Origin of the sequence: Silanimonas sp. (genome assembly GCF_044377035.1) — a bacterium.
In the GTDB taxonomy this organism is placed as follows: Bacteria; Pseudomonadota; Gammaproteobacteria; order Xanthomonadales; family Xanthomonadaceae; genus Silanimonas.
The window spans coordinates 81,185-98,381 of the sequence record NZ_JBILJW010000002.1 but is presented as its reverse complement, the minus strand read 5'-3'; the positions used below and the strand labels follow the sequence as shown (position 1 = coordinate 98,381).

15 protein-coding genes and 1 riboswitch are annotated in these 17,197 nt (G+C 69.0%); of the genes, 3 read left to right on the top strand and 12 right to left on the bottom strand.

The genetic code is table 11. From position 1 onward, the window contains the following. Positions 1-2: 2 nt before the first annotated feature. From ACIQ6S_RS01555 to ACIQ6S_RS01545, 3 genes are read right to left on the bottom strand one after another with little or no spacing between them, the layout of a single operon-like run. A complete protein-coding gene (locus tag ACIQ6S_RS01555; RefSeq protein WP_297866626.1) occupies positions 3-809 on the bottom strand; it encodes an ABC transporter ATP-binding protein in 807 nt (268 codons plus the stop codon). Next, the gene (locus tag ACIQ6S_RS01550; RefSeq protein ID WP_297875159.1) at positions 806-1,921 is read right to left on the bottom strand and encodes an ABC transporter permease; all 1,116 of its coding nucleotides are present in this window, start codon (positions 1,919-1,921) and stop codon (positions 806-808) included. Before ACIQ6S_RS01550 ends, ACIQ6S_RS01555 begins: the two co-directional genes overlap by 4 nt. 9 nt (positions 1,922-1,930) lie before the next feature. Then, on the bottom strand, positions 1,931-2,815 hold the full coding sequence (locus tag ACIQ6S_RS01545; RefSeq protein WP_397606806.1) for a DMT family transporter: 885 nt from the start codon (positions 2,813-2,815) through the stop codon (positions 1,931-1,933). A gap of 49 nt (positions 2,816-2,864) precedes the next feature. On the opposite strand from ACIQ6S_RS01545, the gene ACIQ6S_RS01540 reads away from it, so the two are divergent. After that, positions 2,865-4,112: a threonine/serine exporter ThrE family protein gene (locus tag ACIQ6S_RS01540; RefSeq protein WP_397606805.1), complete on the top strand. Its 1,248-nt coding sequence runs from the start codon at positions 2,865-2,867 to the stop codon at positions 4,110-4,112. A 58-nt stretch (positions 4,113-4,170) separates the two neighbouring features. On the opposite strand, the gene ACIQ6S_RS01535 is transcribed toward ACIQ6S_RS01540, so the two are convergent. The 3 genes from ACIQ6S_RS01535 to ACIQ6S_RS01525 all read right to left on the bottom strand — a co-directional run bounded on the left by ACIQ6S_RS01535 (position 4,171) and on the right by ACIQ6S_RS01525 (position 6,905). Then, positions 4,171-4,551, bottom strand: a complete 381-nt coding sequence (locus ACIQ6S_RS01535; protein WP_397606804.1) for an H-NS family nucleoid-associated regulatory protein — start codon at positions 4,549-4,551, stop codon at positions 4,171-4,173. A gap of 145 nt (positions 4,552-4,696) precedes the next feature. Beyond that, positions 4,697-6,415: a proline--tRNA ligase gene (locus ACIQ6S_RS01530; RefSeq protein WP_397606803.1), complete on the bottom strand. Its 1,719-nt coding sequence runs from the start codon at positions 6,413-6,415 to the stop codon at positions 4,697-4,699. An 88-nt stretch (positions 6,416-6,503) separates the two neighbouring features. Further along, positions 6,504-6,905, bottom strand: a complete 402-nt coding sequence (locus tag ACIQ6S_RS01525; protein ID WP_397606802.1) for a DUF4124 domain-containing protein — start codon at positions 6,903-6,905, stop codon at positions 6,504-6,506. Between the two features lie 87 nt (positions 6,906-6,992). On the opposite strand from ACIQ6S_RS01525, the gene pssA reads away from it, so the two are divergent. Both pssA and rimI read left to right on the top strand, forming a co-directional pair. Next, positions 6,993-7,772: a CDP-diacylglycerol--serine O-phosphatidyltransferase gene (pssA, locus tag ACIQ6S_RS01520; protein ID WP_397606801.1), complete on the top strand. Its 780-nt coding sequence runs from the start codon at positions 6,993-6,995 to the stop codon at positions 7,770-7,772. A 290-nt stretch (positions 7,773-8,062) separates the two neighbouring features. Further along, positions 8,063-8,512, top strand: a complete 450-nt coding sequence (rimI, locus tag ACIQ6S_RS01515; protein ID WP_397606891.1) for a ribosomal protein S18-alanine N-acetyltransferase — start codon at positions 8,063-8,065, stop codon at positions 8,510-8,512. A 2-nt stretch (positions 8,513-8,514) separates the two neighbouring features. On the opposite strand, the gene ACIQ6S_RS01510 is transcribed toward rimI, so the two are convergent. From ACIQ6S_RS01510 to cysG, 6 genes are all read right to left on the bottom strand, one after another. After that, positions 8,515-9,171: a hemolysin III family protein gene (locus ACIQ6S_RS01510; protein ID WP_397573177.1), complete on the bottom strand. Its 657-nt coding sequence runs from the start codon at positions 9,169-9,171 to the stop codon at positions 8,515-8,517. Positions 9,172-9,226: 55 nt separating this feature from the next. Further along, positions 9,227-12,034 carry a valine--tRNA ligase gene (locus ACIQ6S_RS01505; RefSeq protein ID WP_397606800.1) on the bottom strand — a complete coding sequence of 936 codons (2,808 nt, stop codon included), beginning with the start codon at positions 12,032-12,034 and terminating at the stop codon, positions 9,227-9,229. 116 nt (positions 12,035-12,150) lie between these two features. Continuing rightward, entirely contained in the window at positions 12,151-13,347 is a 1,197-nt protein-coding gene (metB, locus tag ACIQ6S_RS01500) for a cystathionine gamma-synthase (RefSeq protein WP_397606799.1), read from the bottom strand. Then, entirely contained in the window at positions 13,344-14,411 is a 1,068-nt protein-coding gene (locus tag ACIQ6S_RS01495; RefSeq protein ID WP_397606798.1) for a homoserine O-succinyltransferase, read from the bottom strand. Before ACIQ6S_RS01495 ends, metB begins: the two co-directional genes overlap by 4 nt. A gap of 77 nt (positions 14,412-14,488) precedes the next feature. Beyond that, a riboswitch (SAM riboswitch) is annotated at positions 14,489-14,610 on the bottom strand. A gap of 73 nt (positions 14,611-14,683) precedes the next feature. Continuing rightward, positions 14,684-15,649 (bottom strand): cysteine synthase A, encoded by a 966-nt coding sequence (gene cysK / locus ACIQ6S_RS01490; RefSeq protein WP_397606797.1) that lies wholly within the window; start codon positions 15,647-15,649, stop codon positions 14,684-14,686. An 18-nt stretch (positions 15,650-15,667) separates the two neighbouring features. Then, complete coding sequence (cysG, locus tag ACIQ6S_RS01485) at positions 15,668-17,134, bottom strand: siroheme synthase CysG (RefSeq protein ID WP_397606796.1); 1,467 nt, start codon at positions 17,132-17,134, stop codon at positions 15,668-15,670. Positions 17,135-17,197 lie beyond the last annotated feature (63 nt).

The window sequence follows — 17,197 nt, the reverse complement described above, 5'->3', positions numbered from 1 at the left end:
GTTCAGGCCTCGCGTCGCGCGGCGCGGCCGCGCGGTCCGTGGAAGTACTCCTGCACCCAAGGGTGCTCGAAGCGTTCGATCTCGGCGATCGGCGCACAGGCGACGACCTTGCGGTCGGCCAGCACGGCCACGCGGTCGCAGATGGCGTACAGCGTGTCGAGATCGTGGGTGATGAGGAACACCGTCAAGCCCAGCGAGCGCTTGAGGTTGAGGATGAGGTCGTCGAAGGCGGCGGCGCCGATGGGATCGAGGCCGGCGGTGGGTTCGTCGAGGAAGAGCAGGGGCGGGTCGAGGGCGAGCGCTCGTGCCAAGCCCGCGCGCTTCTTCATGCCGCCGGAGAGCTGGGCGGGGAGCTTCTCGGCCGCCGAGGAGGGTAGGCCGGCGAGGCGCATCTTCATCCAGCACAGCGCGTGCATCAGGTCGTCGGAGAGTTCGTGGTGCTCCTTGAGCGGCACCATGATGTTCTCGAGCACGCTCAGCGAGGAGAACAGCGCGCCGCCCTGGAACAGCACGCCGGTCTGCGTCTCGATGGCCAGTCGGCTGGCCTCGTCGTCGGCCAGCGCGTCGATGCCGAACACCCGCACCGAGCCGGCTTGTGGGCGCCGCAGACCGAGGATGGCGCGCATCAGTACCGACTTGCCCGAACCCGAACCGCCGACCACCCCGACGATCTCGCCACGGTTCACCGTCAGGTCGACGCCGTCGTGCACGACCTGCGAGCCGAAGGCGTTCACGAGGCCGCGCACTTCGATCGCCGGCGTGGAGAAATCGCAGGGGCGGGGCTTCACAGGGACCTTGGCGGCGCTCACCAGCCCATCTCCATGAACCACAGCGCGGCGAAGGCATCGATGACGATGACCAGCGAGATCGTCTGCACGACGCTGGAGGTCGTGCGTTCGCCCACCGACTGCGCGGTGCCCTGCACCTGCATGCCTTCGAGGCAGCCGATCAGGCCGATGACTAGGGCGAACACCGGGGCCTTCGCCATGCCGGTGAAGAAATGCCGGACTTCGATGGTTTCGTGCAGCCGGGCGATGAACATCTCCGGCGAGATGCCGAGCATCGTCGTTCCGATGGTCACGCCGCCGGCGATGCCCGCCATCATGGCGAGGAAGGTGAGCAGCGGCAGCATCAGCACAAGCGCGACGACGCGCGGCAAGACCAGCAGTTCCATCGGGTCGAGACCGAGGGTGCGGATGGCGTCGATTTCCTCGCCCGATTGCATCGCGCCGATCTGGGCAGTGAAGGCGCTGGCCGTCCGGCCGGCGAGCAGCACGGCGGTAAGCAGCACGCCGAACTCGCGGAGGAAGCTGATGCCGATCAGTTCGACGACGTAGATCTCGGCACCGAACTCCGCCAGCACCTCGGCGCCGAGGAAGGCCACGACGGCGCCGACCATGAAGCTGAGCAGCAGCACCAGTGGCACGGCATCCAGCCCGACCGACTCCATGTGGGCGATCGTCGAGGTGATGCGCCATCGCCGCGGGTTCCAGCCGATGCGCAGCGCCGTCAACAGCGCTTCGCCGCCAAAGGCGACCAGCGCGATCACCTCACGGGTGTAGTCCTCCACCGTCGCGCCGATGCGCGAGAGCATGGCGCGAACGCCGTAGTCCTTGACCACGGCGCGTGGTGGGTTCAGGCAGATGCCTTGCACCGCGGAGAACAGCGGGGCGTGCTCTTCGCGGAGTCGCAGCGCGTCCCCGCCGTCAAGCCCCGCGTCGCGCGAGAGCCGCCAAAGCAGCATCGCGCCGCTGGCATCCATCTGGCCGATGCCGCGGGCGTCGATCAGCGCGGTTTCGGGGCCGCCGCGAGGTGCAGGCAGGGCCTCCAGACGGGCCGCATGCGCCAGCGTCCAATCGCCGCCGGCACGCCAGCACCCGGGCTGATCGGGGTCTTCGCGCAGGTGCGGCGTCTCGGCCATTCGGCTCCTTCAGGCGGGCAGCAGCATGCAACTCACGCCGGCGACCGTGAGCGCCACGCCGGCGAGCGCGCGACGGCTCAGAGGTTCCTTCAGCCAGGCCCAAGCCAGCAGCAGGATGAAGACCGACGCGCTCTCGTTGAGGATAGCCGCCACCGAGGCCGAGGTGAACTTGTAGCCGCCGAGCCAGAAGACCATCGAAAGGAACTGCCCGACGAAGGCCGCGACCAGCAGTTTCCGCCACGGCACGCCAGCGAGCGGCGGCAACGCCGGCCCGAGCCGACGGCGGAACACGAGAGCCAGCACCCAGAGGCCGACCACGGCGCCGGTCATGCGCACCGCGGTCACCCACATCAGCGGCTGGGCTTCGAGCGTGCGCTTCACGAGGACGATGGCCACGGCCATCAGCAGGATGGCGCAGAAGCCGATCGCCAATCCCTTGAGCAGGGCCCGGCCGCCGCCCGCATCGTCGGGGCGTCGCTCGGCGACCAGATACACACCGAGGCTGACGAGGCCGAAGCCGACCATCTGCACGAGGCTCAGGCGCTCGTCGAGGAAGACCACGCTGAGCAGGATCACCGCCGGGCTGTAGAAGTTGCCCAGCACGCCCATGCGTCCGGCGCCGAGCTGGTTGAGGGCGCGGAAGTAGAGGGTGTCGGCAATGGCGATGCCGATGAAGCCGCTCAGCAGGGCCAGCCCCAGCTGGGTTGCGCTGAAATCGGGCAAGGCGAAGCCGTGCAGCAGCGGCAGGCTCACCAGCACCATGCCGAGGACCAGGCTGTTCTTCAGCAGGTTCAACTGCAGCGGCGGCAGCGTCGCGCCGAGCTGGCGGTACAGGATCACGCCCACGGCCCAGACGGCCGCGGACAGCAAGGAAAGCAGTTCACCGAGGCCCATGCGCGACATTGTCGTTGATGGGCACGGCTTTCTGCCATGCTTTCGCGCCATGAGTGCCGCCACCAGCCCGTTCCGCCAGCGCTGCAACTTCATCATCGACCTGGCGCGCCGCCTGCACGCCTGCGGCATGTCGACCGACCGCCTTGAAGGCGCGGTGCTGACGGTGTCGAAGCGCCTCGGTGTGCGCACCGAGATCTGGTGCAACCCGACCGGCATCATCCTGTCCTTCTCGAGCCCGCAGAAGAACGATGGCGCCGAGATCACCCGCGTGCTGCGCTTGGCCCCGGGCGACATCAACCTCAAGGCGCTGGCGATGGTGGACGACATCGCCGAACGCGTGACCGACGGCCGCATGGAGGTGGACGAAGGCCTGCAGGCGCTCACGGCGCTCGACCGGCCGATGGGGCGGGAGAAGTTGGCGATCACCGTGCTGGCGTTCGGTTTGGCCTCGGGCTCGGTCGCGGCCCTGCTGCGCACCAGTTGGGCGGATGTCGCGGCGTCCGCGGTGATCGGGCTGATGATCGGCCTGCTTTGCGTGGCCTCGTCGAGCCGCCCGCGACTGCACGAGGCCTCTGATGCCATCGCCGCACTGCTCGCCACCCTGACGGCCTCGGCGATCGCCGCCTTCCTCACCCCGCTGTCGTTGCAGACGGTCGTCATCGCCTCGCTGATCGTGCTGATGCCCGGCCTCATGCTCACCACCGCGGTGGCCGAGCTCAGCAGCCAGAACTGGGCCTCGGGCACCGCGCGTTTCGCCGGGGCCACAGTGGCCCTGCTGAAACTGACCTTCGGCACCATCGTCGCCACGCAGGCGGCGCATGCCCTCGGATGGCAACCGCAGTTGATCAGCGCGCCCCAGCTCCCGGCCTGGGCCGAATGGGTGGGCCTGCTCGTCGGTTCGGCGGCCTTCGCCGTGCTGTTCGGCGCAGCGCGCCGGGATTTCCTCGTGGTGATGGCCGGGGCGTGGATCGGCTACGGGCTCACGCGCCTCGGCGGCCAGATTCCGGGCCTGTCGTCGGAAGCGTTCGCCGGTGGCGTGTTCCTCGCGGGGCTCGGCGTGGCCATGGTCTCGAACGCCTTCGGGCGGATCTTCCGCCGGCCGGGGGCGCTGCTGCGGGTGTCCGGCATCATCCTGCTGGTGCCGGGCAGCGTGGGTTTCCGCAGCCTGAACTTCGTGATGGAGCGTGACGTGGTGCTGGGGCTCGACACCGCCGTGGCGGTGTTGAGCGCCCTGATCGCCCTCGTCGCGGGCTTGCTGTTCGGCAACCTGCTGGTGCCGCCGCGCCGCTATCTCTGAAAACGGCGACGCCGGCGCGAGGCCGGCGTCATGCGGAAGGACAGGGAGGGCGCCGCGCTCAGATCGCGAAATCCTCGCGCTTGCGACCCTTGGCGATTTCCTCGGTCATCCATTTCGGCAGGATGCCCCGGCCCGACCAGGTCTGGCCGGTTTCCGGATGGCGGTACTTCGCGGCGACCTTGGTGCCCTTCGTCGCCGACTTGCGCGATTTCGGTGCGGCGGCCGGCTTGGCGGCCTTCGCCGCCTTGGGCGCACCCGTGCCGCGGCCGGCGCTGAGCAATTCGGCCAGCGTCCAGCCGTGCTTCCGGGCCGTGGCCTCCAGCGCCTTGCTCACCTCGGCATGCGAAGAGCGCTTGGCCAGCGTCTGCTTGCGCTGCTTGGCTTTGGAAATCAGCGCGTCGAGTTCCTTGGGCGACAGTCCATCCAGATCAACGGCCATGCAGGGCTCCTTGCGGGGTGTGGGTAGGGGGTATCCGGATTATCGAGACGGATAATCCGGGGGAATCCCGATACTAATCAGCCGCGAGTGAAATGAAAACGCCGCGAAGGCCGCGGCGTTTTCGTGGCTGGGTTTTCCCGGGGGATTACAGGCCGAGGCGCTCGAACACCTGCTCGCGGCTGAGGTTCTCCGATTCCGCAGCGGAGCGGGCGCGGTACTCGAAGGTGCCAGCCGCCAGTCCGCGCTCGGAGACGACGACGCGGTGCGGCAGGCCGATCAGTTCGATGTCGGCGAACATCTGGCCCGGACGCAGGCCACGGTCGTCGAGCACCACCTCGACGCCGCGGGCGGCGAGGTCGTTGTACAGCGCCTCGGCGGCGGCGGTGACCGTCGCGTCGCCCTTCGGGTTGATCATGCAGACCGCGACGCGCCAGGGCGCCATCGCCTCCGGCCAGCGGATGCCGCTGGCGTCGAAGTTCTGCTCGATGCCCGCCGCGACGATGCGCGAGACGCCGATGCCGTAGCAGCCCATGTACATGACCTGGGCCTTGCCTTCGGCGTTCAACACCGTGGCCTTCATCGCCTCGGCGTACTTCTGGCCAAGCTGGAACACGTGGCCGACTTCGATGCCGCGGGCCAGCTTGATCGTGCCATGGCCGTCCGGCGAGGGATCGCCCTCCACGACGTTGCGGATGTCGGCCACGAGCGTCGGCTCGGGCAGGTCGCGGCCGAAGTTCACGCTGGCGAGGTGGAAGCCGTCCTCATTCGCGCCCACGACGAAGTCGCCCATTGCGGCGACGGTGCGGTCGGCGACGACGGTGATCGGCTGCTTGGGCGCGACCGGGCCCAGGAAGCCCGGCGAGGCGCCGAGGTGGGCGCGGATTTCCTCTTCGGTGGCAAGCCGGAGCTCGGCGAGACCGGCGATCTTCGACAGCTTGATCTCGTTGACGGCGTGGTCGCCGCGAACGAGGGCCAGCACGAAGCCCGTGCCGCCCAGCAGCTTGGCGTCACCGACGACAGCGATGGACTTCACGGTGCGCGTCAGCGGCAGGCCCAGCAATTCCGCCACGGCCTCGCAGGTCTTCTGCGTGGGGGTGGCCACCTTGGTCATTGCTTCCGAAGCGGCAGCACGCGGCGCGGCAGGTGCCACAGCCTCGGCCAGCTCCACGTTCGCCGCGTAGTGCGACGTGTCGGAGAACGCAATCGCGTCTTCGCCCGAATCGGCCAGCACGTGGAATTCGTGCGAGGCCGAACCACCGATAGCGCCGGTGTCGGCGTTCACGGCGCGGAACATCAAGCCTAGGCGCGTGAAGATGCGCGTGTAGGCGTCGTACATGTTCTGGTACTCGCGCGCCATGCAGTCGGGCGTGACGTGGAACGAGTAGGCGTCCTTCATCAGGAACTCGCGGGCGCGCATCACGCCGAAGCGCGGGCGGATCTCGTCGCGGAACTTGGTCTGGATCTGGAAGAAGTTCTTCGGCAGCTGCTTGTAGCTGGCGAGCTCTTGGCGCGCGAAGTCGGTGATGACTTCCTCGTGCGTGGGGCCGAAGCAGTATTCCTGCTGCTTGCGGTCGGTGATCTTCAGCAGCTGGCCGCCGAACTTGGCCCAGCGGTTGGTCTCTTCCCAGAGCTCGCGCGGCTGGACGGCCGGCATCAGCACTTCGATAGCGCCGGCGCGCTCCATTTCCTCGCGCACCACGGCCTCGACCTTGCGCAGCGCGCGCAAGCCGAGTGGGGTCCAGGTGTAGAGGCCGGCGCCGAGCTTCTTGATCATCCCTGCCCGCAGCATCAGCTGGTGGCTGATCACTTCGGCGTCGGCGGGGGTTTCCTTGGTGGTGCTGAGGTGGAACTGCGAAAGGCGCATGCGGGCTCGTTCTAAAGACGCAAAGCCCGCATTCTAGCCGCCGAACAGGGGCAAGAGCGCCCTCGTTCCCGCCGGTGGCCCAGGCCGATTACTCGCCGGGGTTGCAGTAGGCGCGAACAGCCTGCTCCGCCAAACGCTTCTGTTCCGCGCGCTGGGTGGCGTCGAGAGGCTCAGGCCGCCCGTCGCCGTCGCGGTCCATCTGTAGCGGCGCGTCCGACTTCAGCTGGTCCAGCGCAAGGCGCGCTCGCTCGCACGAAACGCGATCCTCGGGACGCTCTGGGCCCGCAGATTCGGGGGCTTTCGTCGCATCGGTCCCCACCGTTTGGTTTCGCACGCCACGGGTTTCGTATTGCACCCCGTCCGGGGGCGTCTGGGCGTAATGGCGCACGCCGTTACGGTCCACCCACGTGTAGACCGGATCCTGCGCTTGCAGGGGGGAAGACACCGCCGCGAGGGCGAGGAGGGTGATCAGGCCGGCAAGCAAACGCATGGGGACCGCTCCAACAGGACTCCGCCCATGGTAGCGCCATCGGGCCGGATGGGGCAGGGCGGCCGGCCCAGCGGCTACACTCGCGCCATGGACCCCAAGCCCGACGACCTCGCCCCCGCTGCGCCGCCGCGACCGCGCAGCCGCCACATCTACCTGCTGCCCAACCTGCTGACCACGGCGAACATGTTCGCGGGCTTCTACGCGATCCTGGCCGCAGCGAATGGCCGCTTCGAGGCGGCGTGCATCGCCGTGATCGTCGCGGGCGTGTTCGATGGCCTCGACGGCCGCGTGGCGCGTATGACCGGCACCACCAGCGAGTTCGGCGTGCAGTACGACTCGCTGTCCGATCTGCTCAGCTTCGGCATGGCGCCCGCTCTGGTGATGTACCACTGGGCCCTCGCCCAGCTCGCGCTCGATGGCGGTGTGTGGGGCAAGGTGGGCTGGGCAGCCGCCTTCCTCTACGTAGCTTGTGCTGCCCTGCGTCTGGCCCGCTTCAACGTTTCGGCGGGCAGCACGGACAAGCGTTGGTTCATCGGCCTCGCCAGCCCGGCGTCGGCCGGCACGATGATCAGTGTGGTCTGGTGCTTCACGGAACTGGGCTGGAGCGGCGACGAGATGCGCTGGGCGGCCTTGGCCGTCACGACCGCCTGCGCGCTGCTGATGGTGAGCCGGATCCGCTTCTTCAGCTTCAAGGGCTGGCCCGGAGACCGTGTGCCGTTCTGGTTCATGGTGCTGGTGGTCGCCGTGCTGGTGGCGCTGCTCATCGACGCACCGAAGGTCATCTTCGCCGTGGCGATCGTCTACATCGTCAGCGGCCCGATCGGCTGGCTGTGGCAGCGTCGTCGCTCGGCAGTGGCGTCGGCGTGACCTGGTCGCCGTTGCAGCGCCGTGTGCTGGAGGCCTTGGGCCATGCGCCGGTGCAACGTCGGTCCGGTGGCGCCGGGGTGGCCGAACCCTTGGCTGCCGTGGCGTTGCCACCCCGCTTGCGCGGAGGGCTGGAGCGTTGGGTTGGCGCTTTGTGGGCAGAATGGCCGTCGCCGGCGGGTCGCCCCGCCGATGCCGCCTTCAAGCGTGCCCTCTGGCGGCGCGTGCGCGACTGGCGCCGCGGGGGCTGAGCCTTGGCGGCCCAGCTGCAGCAGGCGGTGCAGTTCCGGCCGATGCGGCAGGTCGACGTGCCCCAGGTGGCGGCCATGGAGGAGCGGGCCTATGCCTTCCCTTGGACGGCCGGGATCTTCCGTGACTGCCTCGGCGCGGGTTACGCCTGCTGGGTGGCGGAATCGCCGGATGGCTTGATGGGCTACGGCGTGCTCAGCGTCGGTGCCGATGAAGCGCATCTGCTGAACCTCTGCGTCGATCCCGCCTGGCAGGGGCATGGCCTCGGCCGTCGCCTGTTGCGACGGATGGTGGATCTCGCGCGCTGGCACATGGCCGATCGCGTGTTCCTCGAGGTGCGGCCTTCGAACCCGAATGCGATCGCGCTTTACGCGAGCGAGGGCTTCATGAAGATCGGGCAGCGGCCGCGCTACTACCCAGCGAAGGACGGCCGCGAGGATGCGATCGTCATGGCCTTGGAACTGGTGGCGCCGGGCTCGGCACCGCCGGCCTGAGCTCAGGCCCAGACCTGGGTGGCGACGGCGGCGAAGTGGAGTGCGCTGCCCGCGAGAACGAAGCCGTGCCAGATCGTGTGCGTGTAGCGGATGCGGCGGCTCATGTAGAACAGCGTTCCCAGCGTGTAGGCGACGCCGCCGGAGAAGATCCAGACCAAGGCCCATGTGCTCAGCTGTTCGGTCATCGGCTTGATCGCCACGATGGCCAGCCAACCCATCGCGATGTAGATCAAGGTCGACAGCAGCTTGAAGCGGCCGCGGGTGAGGAGCTTGAACACCACGCCGCCGACCGCGAGCGTCCAGATCGCACCGAACAGCCACCAGCCGCCGTGCTCGCGCAAGCCGACCAGCGAGATCGGCGTGTACGTGCCAGCGATCAGCAGGTAGATGGCGCAGTGGTCGAGCACCTTCAGCCGCGCCTTCAGCGCCGTCTTGAAGGGGGCTGCGTGGTAGAAGGCCGAGGCTGTGTAGAGCAGGATCAGCGTGACGCTGAAGACGATCGCGCTGGCGAGCTGCCAGCCGTCGCCCCACAGCGCGGCAAGCGTGATCAGCACGACGCCGCCGATGGCGCCGAGCACGGCGCCGGCGCCATGGGTGATGGCGCTCCAGCGTTCGTCACGCAGGGCATGGGCGAGGCCGTGGAGGCTGAGATCGGTCATGCGGCGCACCCTGCCCGAAAGCGGTGGAGCCTGCCAGTGCGCGGCAGGCGCCGGTTCACAGTCGGCTGCGGTTGGCCTTGAGGCCGTCCAGCATCGTCGTCCACTCGGCGAGGCGCTTGCGCTCCTGGGCCACCACCGCTTCGGGCGCATTGGCCACGAAGGTCTCCGAGCCGAGCTTCCCGTGGCACTTGGCGATTTCGCCCTCGACGCGCTTGATCTCCTTGTCGAGGCGGGTGCGCTCGGCGTCCAGGTCGACAAGGCCGGCCAGCGGGACCAGCAGGGTGAGTTCGCCCAGCACGGCAGCCGCGGAGGCCGGCGGTTCGCCCTGCACCCAATCGATCGACTCGAGCTTGGCGAGGAACTTGAGGCCACCGGCGTGGCGCTCGATCTGCGCGGCGTCACCCTTGCCGGCGAGCAGCAGGGGCACGGCCTTGCCCGGCGGCACGCCGAGCTGGCTGCGCACCGAACGCAGCGCGGTGATCGCGGCCTTCAGCCACTCGATGTCGACGGCGGCGCGGGCGTCGGTGAGCGCGGCATCGAATTGCGGGTAGGCCTGCACGCTGATCGAACCGCCGGTCAGCCCAAGCTTCGGTGCGACGTGCGACCAGATCTCTTCCGTCACGAACGGGATCAGCGGGTGCAGCACGCGCAGGCTCTGCTCGATCACGTAGAGCAGGGTGTGGCGCGTGGACGCGATCGCAGCGTCGTCGCTGCCCTGCAGGGCCGGCTTGCTCAGTTCTAGGAACCAGTCGCAGACCTCGTTCCAGACGAACTCGTACATCGCCTGCGAGGCGAGGTCGAAGCGGTAGGCGGCGAACTGCGTTTCGACCTCGCGCAGCAGCTGCTGCAGGCGGTCGAGGATCCAGCGCTCGGCGTCCGTCGTCGGCACCGGCACGCCTGACGCGCTGAAGCCCTCGGTGTTCATCAGCACGAAGCGCGCGGCGTTCCACAGCTTGTTGCAAAAGTTCTTGTAGCCCTCGCAGCGGGCGAGGTCGAACTTGATGTCGCGGCCATGCGTGGCCAGCGAGGCGAAGGTGAAACGCAGGGCGTCGGCGCCGAAGGCCGGGATGCCTTCCGGGAATTCCTTGCGCGTGGCCTTCTCGATCTTCGGCGCGTCGGTCGGCTTCATCAGGCCGCTGGTGCGCTTGGCGACCAGGGCCTCGATGCTGATGCCGTCGATCAGGTCGATCGGATCGAGCACGTTGCCCTTCGACTTCGACATCTTCTGGCCGTCCTTGTCGCGGACGAGGCCGGTGATGTAGACGTCCTTGAAGGGCACGTCGCCGGTGAAGTGCTCGGTCATCATGATCATCCGGGCGACCCAGAAGAAGATGATGTCGAAGCCGGTGACCAACACCGACGAGGGCAGGTAGCGGTCGAAGCCGCGCTCCGCCATCGCGTTCGCGTCCGGCCAGCCCATCGTCGAGTGCGGCCAGATCGCCGAGCTGAACCACGTCTCCAGCACGTCGCTGTCCTGGCGCAGGGCGACGCCGGCGGCGAGGCCATGCGTGGCGCGCACCTCGGCCTCGTCGCGGCCGACGTAGACCTTGCCCGAATCGTCGTACCACGCCGGGATGCGGTGGCCCCACCAGAGCTGGCGGCTGATGCACCAGTCCTGGATGTTCTCCAGCCAATGGCGGTAGGTGTTGATCCAGTTCTCGGGTACGAAACGCACGCGGCCGCTTTCCACGGCATCGAGGCCCTTTTTCGCGAACTCGTCCATCTTCACGAACCACTGGTCCGTGAGGTAGGGCTCAATCACCTGACCGGTGCGGTCGCCGCGCGGCACCATCAGCTTGTGCGGCTTGGCTTCGACCAGCAGGCCTTCACTTTCCAGTTCCGCCAGTACGGCCTTGCGCGCGTCGAAGCGGTCGAGGCCGACGAAGCGCGCGGGCGCGGCGTCGTTGAGGTGGGCGGTGTCGGTGAACAGGTTGATCATCGGCAGGCCGTGGCGCTGGCCGACCGCGTAGTCGTTGAAGTCGTGCGCCGGGGTGACCTTCACCACGCCGGTGCCGAAGGCGCGGTCGACGTAGTCGTCGGCGATCACCGGGATCGTGCGGCCGCACAGCGGCAGGCGCACGTGCTGGCCGACGAGGTGGGCGTAGCGTTCGTCCTCCGGGTGCACCATCACGGCGACGTCGCCGAGCAGGGTCTCCGGGCGAGTAGTGGCCACGACGAGGTAGTCGCGGGTTTCGCGCGTTTCCACGCCGTCGGCGTCGGTCTCGACGTGCTCGTAGGTGGCGTCGACGAGCGGGTAGCGGATCGACCACAGGTGGCCGCTCTCTTCCTCGCTCACCACTTCGAGGTCGGAGATCGCGGTCTTCAGCACCGGGTCCCAGTTGACCAGCTTCTGGCCGCGGTAGATCAGGCCCTGCTCATGCAGCTTCACGAAGGTCTCGACGACGGCCTTGGACGGCATCGGGTCCATGGTGAAGACGCTGCGCGACCAGTCGCCCGAGCTGCCCATGCGACGCATCTGGCGCTCGATGGTGTCGCCGGATTCTTTCTTCCACTCCCACACCTTGCCGACGAAGGCCTCGCGACCGAGGCCGTCGCGGGTCTCGCCCTGGCCGGCCAGATGGAGGTTGCGCGAGACCACCATCTCGGTCGCGATGCCCGCGTGGTCGGTGCCGAGCTGCCACAGGGTGTCGAAGCCGCGCATGCGGTGGTAGCGCACCAGCGTGTCCATCAGCGTGTGCTGGAACGCGTGGCCCATGTGCAGCGTGCCGGTGACGTTCGGCGGCGGCAGCAGGATGCTGTAGGCCGGCTTGGCGGCGTCGCCCGAGGGCTTGAACAGGCCGCTGCCCTCCCAGTGGGCGTACCAGCGGGATTCGAAGGTGCTCGGCTCGAAGCTCTTGTCCATGCGGCGCGCGACCGGCCTTGCGGGTCGGTCGGAAGGTCTCGTAAAGGGGCGCCAAGCCTAGCAAATCCGGGGCGAGGACCGGCTCGGAACGACGTGGCGACCCTCGATGTCGGGCCTCAGGCGATCACTGCCTCCCGCACCACCGATGCCTCGACCACCCGCGCCGCACGCTCCAGCCCGCCGGCCAGATCCGCGCGCAAGTCGCGCACGTGCTCGATGCCCACCGACAGCCGCAGCAGGCCGTCGCGGATGCCGGCGGCGGCGCGGGCTTCGGCGCTCATCGCCGCATGGGTCATGGTCGGCGGGTGGGCGACGAGGCTCTCCACGCCGCCCAGCGACTCGGCCAGGGTGAAGCAGTCGAGCCCGTCGCAGAAGGCGCGGGCGGCCGCTTCCCCACCGCGCAGCTCGAAGCTCAGCATTGCGCCGAAGCCCTTCTGCTGGCGCGCGGCCAGCGCGTGGCCCGTGTGCGAGGCCAGCCCCGGGTAGTGCACGGCGGCCACGGCCTCATGGCCGACCAGCAGGTCGAGCAGTCCGTGGGCGTTCTCCTCGTGCACGCGCAGACGGGCATCCAACGTGCGAAGGCCGCGCAGGGTCAGGAAGGCGTCGAACGGCGAGCCGGTGAGGCCCAGCGCGTTCGCCCACCAGGTGAGGCGCTCGTGCAGCTCCGGCGTCTTCGCCACCACGGCGCCGCCCACCACGTCGCTGTGGCCGTTGATGTACTTCGTCGTGGAATGCACGACGAGGTCGGCGCCGAAGTCGATCGGCGTCTGCAGGGCAGGTGAGAGGAAAGTGTTGTCGACCACCACCAGCGCGCCGACGCGCTTCGCGGCCTCCGCGACGAAGCGAAGGTCGGTGATGCGCAGCAGCGGGTTCGATGGCGTCTCGATCCAAACGATGGCCGGCGCCGGGTCGAGCGCCGCCGCGAGCTGGCGCGGACAGGTGAAGTCGATGGTGACGAGTTCGAAGGCGCCCTTCTTCGCCAGCGCGTTGAACAGCCGCCAGCTGCCGCCGTAGGCGTCGTGCGGGACCACGAGGCGCTGACCGGGTTCGAGCAGGCTCAGCACCAACGTGATCGCGGCCATGCCGGTCGCCGTGACCACGCCACCGGCGCCGCCTTCGAGTTCGGCGAGCGCCTCGCCCAGCAGGTCGCGCGTCGGGTTGCCGCTGCGCGTGTAGTCGTAGCGGCGCTTCTTGCCGAAGCCCTCGAAGCTGAAGTTCGACGACAGCACGATTGGCGGGACGACGGCCCCGTGGGCGGTGTCGCGGTCGATGCCGGCGCGGACGGCGCGGGTGGCGGATTCGAAGCTGCTCATGCGTGGGCCTGCGGGGACGATGCGATGGGAGAGGAAGCGGGAACGCGCGACGACGGGCCAGCGTCGGCCGTCGGCCCGAGCGCCAGCGCCAACAGGCGGCCGATCTGCTCGGGTTCCTTCAGGAAGGCGTCGTGGCCGTAGATCGAGCGGATCACCTTCAGCCTCGCCGGGCCGGCCAGCTGGCGGGACAGGCGGCGCAGGTCGTCGAGCGGGACGAGGCGGTCCTGTTCGACGGCGATGACGGTGGTCGGCGTGGTGATGCGCGACGGATTGACGCGGTGCTGGTCGATCGACTCGGACAACCGGCGGAAAGCGATCGGGCTGAACACGGCGGCGAAGCGCGAGCCGGCCGCGTCGAGGTAGTCCTGCGCGGCGCAGCGCAAACGATCGCCGTCCCAGGTCGGTTCGGCGTCGAAGCGGGCCGCGAATTCCTCCGGTGTGCGGTAGCTGAGCATCGCGAACTGGCGGGCGAGGGCAACGGCTTCCGGGCCGTCGCGGCCGAGTTCCAGCACGCGGCGCTGCAGGGCGCGCCAGGCCGCTGAATACGGGTCGGCGCGATCCGCACCGCTGATGACGACAAGACGCTCGACCAGTGCCGGATAGCGTTCGGCGAAGGCGAGGCCGACCATGGCGCCGTAGCTGCTGCCGACGATCGACGCGAGGCGCGCGATGCCAAGGTGGTCGAGCAGAACGGCAAGCGCATCGGCCTGGTCGGCGCTGCTGATCGGTGCGTCGAGCGTGCCGTCGCGGCCGACCCAATCGAAGCTCAGCACCCGACAGCACGACGGATCAAAGGTGCGATCCGCGCCGAACTGGACCTGCCACCAGCCCTCGGGCTCGTCGGCGCGCAGCGCAGCGACATGGCGCGTGGCCGAAATGCCGCCCAGCACGGCATGCACCGGCGTGCCTTCGGCACCGACGAGGCGCCAACGGAGATTCACGCGCTGCAGTCCGGCGTGGCGCAGCGAAAGGGTGCTGGCGAGGACGCCGTCGGCGGCGGGGAGAGTGGCCGCGCGACAGAAGGGTTCGTCGTGGGCGGCTTCGGCAAGGGCGGTGGCGGACATGGCGGGCTCCGGTGCCCATCCCCCCCGCGGTGGCCGGCGACGGCCATCGGGAGTGCCTGCCTGCAGGCTCCCTGACGACCCATCGACCGGCTTTGGCCCGAAGGCCTCGCCGCAGGCGTTGGCAGCGCGCCGCCGCGGGATGCGGTCGGTGCTTGCCCCGGCGTCTTCGGGCCTGTCCCTCAGCCGGTCTGGATGGTGTGTGCAGCCATCTTGGACCGACCTGCGGCGCTTGTCATCCCTTTATCGCGATGAAAAGATATGACTTTTCGGCATCACGCCGCGTCGAGCGAGGCCAGCCATTCGTCGTCGGAGCCTTCGTTGACGCCCTCGAACAGGATCGTGCTGAGGTAGCGCTCGCCGGTGTCGGGAAGCATGGCGAGGATCACCGAGCCCGCCGGGGCTTCGTTGGCGACCTGCAGCGCCGCGGCCAGCGTGGCGCCGGCGGAGAGGCCCACGAAGACGCCTTCCTCGGCCGCGAGGCGCCGAGCGGTGTCACGCGCGACGAGGTCCTCGATCGGCTTGATGTCGTCCACGACGCTGCGGTCGAGCACCGCGGGGATGAAGTCCGGGGTCCAGCCCTGGATCTTGTGCGGCTGCCATTCCTTGCCCCCGAGCAGCTGCGCGCCTGCCGGTTCGGTGCTGACGATCTTCACGTCGGGACGGGCGAGTTTCAGGGTCTGGCCGACGCCGGTCAGCGTGCCGCCGGTGCCCCAGCCGCTGACGAAGTAGTCGAGCCGCTTGCCGACGAAGTCCTGCAGGATTTCCGGGCCCGTGGTGTTGCGGTGCCACGCGGGATTCGCCTCGTTCTCGAACTGGCGGGCGAGGAACCAGCCGTGCTTCTCCGCGAGTTCCTTCGCCTTGCGCACCATGCCGCTGCCGCGCTCGGCGGCCGGTGTGAGGATCACCTTGGCGCCGTAAGCGCGCATCAGCTTGCGGCGCTCGACCGAGAAGGTTTCCGTCATCACGGCGACGAACTTGTAGCCGCGCGCCGCGGCCACCATGGCCAGCGCGACGCCGGTGTTGCCCGAGGTGGCTTCCACGATGGTATCGCCGGGCTTCAGCAGTCCCTTCTTCTCGGCGTCGAGGACGATGGCGAGGGCGAGGCGGTCCTTCACCGACCCGCCGGGGTTGAAGGCTTCGACCTTGACGTAGAGCTCGACGTGCTTCGGCGCGATGCGCGAGAGCTTGACGATGGGCGTGCGGCCGATGGTGTCGAGAATGGAATCAAAAAGGGCCATGTCAGGATCCGTAGGAGGCTAAGCGGCGAGGGTGAGCGCGGCAGTTGTAGGGGAGGGTGAGGAAAGGGTTGCGGCGAGTGTCGGCGAAACCGCGCCGTTGGGGGGATCGCCGAACCAGTGCAGGTCGCTGGCAAGGGCCGCGACTTCGCCGAGGATGAGCAGGGCCGGGGAGCGCACGTTCTCGGCGAGCGCGCGTTCGGGCAGGTCGGCGAGCGTTCCGAGCACGACGCGCTGGTTCGCGCGGCTGCCGTTTTCGACCAATGCGAAGGGCGTGGTTGGCGCTCGGCCGTGGGCGATGAGGCGGTCGCGGATGGTGTCGAGGCCTTGCACACCCATGTAGACCGCCAGCGTCTGGCGCTCCTGTGCGAGCGCAGCCCAATCCAGCGTGTCGATGGAATTGCGGCAGTGTGCGGTGACGAGTCGAACCGACTGCGCGTGGTCGCGGTGCGTGAGCGGGATGCCGGCGTAGGCGCCGCAGGCGACGGCCGCGGTGATGCCCGGTACGACCTCGTACGGGATGCCTTCGGCGCGCAGCGCTTCCAGTTCTTCGCCGCCGCGACCAAACACGAAGGGATCGCCGCCCTTGAGCCGGACGACCGTCTTGCCGGCCTTGGCGTGCTCGATGAGCAATTCGTGGATGCGCTGCTGGGTGGTGTGGTGCGTGCCGGCTTCCTTGGCAACCTCGATGGTCTCGGCATCGCGGCGGGCGAGGGCGAGGACGTCGGCGCTGACGAGCCGGTCGTGCAGGACCACATCGGCCTGGTTGAGCGCACGCAATCCGCGAAGTGTCAGCAGGCCGGGGTCTCCCGGGCCGGCGCCCACGAGGATCACGCGGCCGCGGGGCATCGTGTCTTCATCGAGGGCGGCCGCGAAGGCGGCTTCGGCTTCGGCGAGATCACCGTTGCGCAGGGCGTCGGCGGCCGGTCCGCGGATCAGCGCTTCGATCACTTGACGGCGGCGCGCGGTTTGCGGGAATCGCGAACGCAAGTCCTCTCGCTTCGACCCCAACCACTCGGCGAGGTCGCCAAGCGCCGGATCCAATTCGGTTTCGAGGCGTTCCCGCAGCCAACGCGCGAGCATCGGCGCTTCGCCGCGGCTGCTGATCGCGATCTGCAGCGGCCCGCGCTCGACGCGCGCCGGCACCTGGAAGGTGCAGCGCGGCGCGTCGTCGACGACGTTGACCCAGAGACGACGGGCCTCGGCCTCGCGTGCGATGGCGGCATTGACCTCGGGGTTGTCGGTGGCGGCGATCACCAGCCACGCGCCGTCCAGCCAGCCCGGATGGAAGGGGCCCGGGCGATGGGCAAGGCGTCCCTCGGCCACCGCCTGTGCCAGCTCGGGCTCCAACTCAGGGGCGCCGACCACCACGTCGGCGCCGGCCTCCATCAGGGCCTCGGCCTTCCGCTTCGCCACCACGCCACCGCCCACCAGCAGCACGCGGCGGCCGGCGAGGTCGAGGAAGACGGGGAAAAGCGGGGAGGGCATGAGCAGAGGCGGTCGGTGGTGTCCGGTCTGGGCACGCTAGTCCGCGCGGGCCGAGGGCTGGAA

Bases quoted from the DNA above. Each gene is read 5' to 3' on its own strand.
- ACIQ6S_RS01550 (WP_297875159.1), bottom strand. From the start codon at position 1,921: ATGGCCGAGACGCCGCACCTGCGCGAAGACCCCGATCAGCCCGGGTGC.
- ACIQ6S_RS01545 (WP_397606806.1), bottom strand. From the start codon at position 2,815: ATGGGCCTCGGTGAACTGCTTTCCTTGCTGTCCGCGGCCGTCTGGGCC.
- ACIQ6S_RS01540 (WP_397606805.1), top strand. From the start codon at position 2,865: ATGAGTGCCGCCACCAGCCCGTTCCGCCAGCGCTGCAACTTCATCATC.
- ACIQ6S_RS01535 (WP_397606804.1), bottom strand. From the start codon at position 4,551: ATGGCCGTTGATCTGGATGGACTGTCGCCCAAGGAACTCGACGCGCTG.
- ACIQ6S_RS01530 (WP_397606803.1), bottom strand. From the start codon at position 6,415: ATGCGCCTTTCGCAGTTCCACCTCAGCACCACCAAGGAAACCCCCGCC.
- ACIQ6S_RS01525 (WP_397606802.1), bottom strand. From the start codon at position 6,905: ATGCGTTTGCTTGCCGGCCTGATCACCCTCCTCGCCCTCGCGGCGGTG.
- pssA (WP_397606801.1), top strand. From the start codon at position 6,993: ATGGACCCCAAGCCCGACGACCTCGCCCCCGCTGCGCCGCCGCGACCG.
- rimI (WP_397606891.1), top strand. From the start codon at position 8,063: ATGCGGCAGGTCGACGTGCCCCAGGTGGCGGCCATGGAGGAGCGGGCC.
- ACIQ6S_RS01510 (WP_397573177.1), bottom strand. From the start codon at position 9,171: ATGACCGATCTCAGCCTCCACGGCCTCGCCCATGCCCTGCGTGACGAA.
- ACIQ6S_RS01505 (WP_397606800.1), bottom strand. From the start codon at position 12,034: ATGGACAAGAGCTTCGAGCCGAGCACCTTCGAATCCCGCTGGTACGCC.
- metB (WP_397606799.1), bottom strand. From the start codon at position 13,347: ATGAGCAGCTTCGAATCCGCCACCCGCGCCGTCCGCGCCGGCATCGAC.
- ACIQ6S_RS01495 (WP_397606798.1), bottom strand. From the start codon at position 14,411: ATGTCCGCCACCGCCCTTGCCGAAGCCGCCCACGACGAACCCTTCTGT.
- cysK (WP_397606797.1), bottom strand. From the start codon at position 15,649: ATGGCCCTTTTTGATTCCATTCTCGACACCATCGGCCGCACGCCCATC.
- cysG (WP_397606796.1), bottom strand. From the start codon at position 17,134: ATGCCCTCCCCGCTTTTCCCCGTCTTCCTCGACCTCGCCGGCCGCCGC.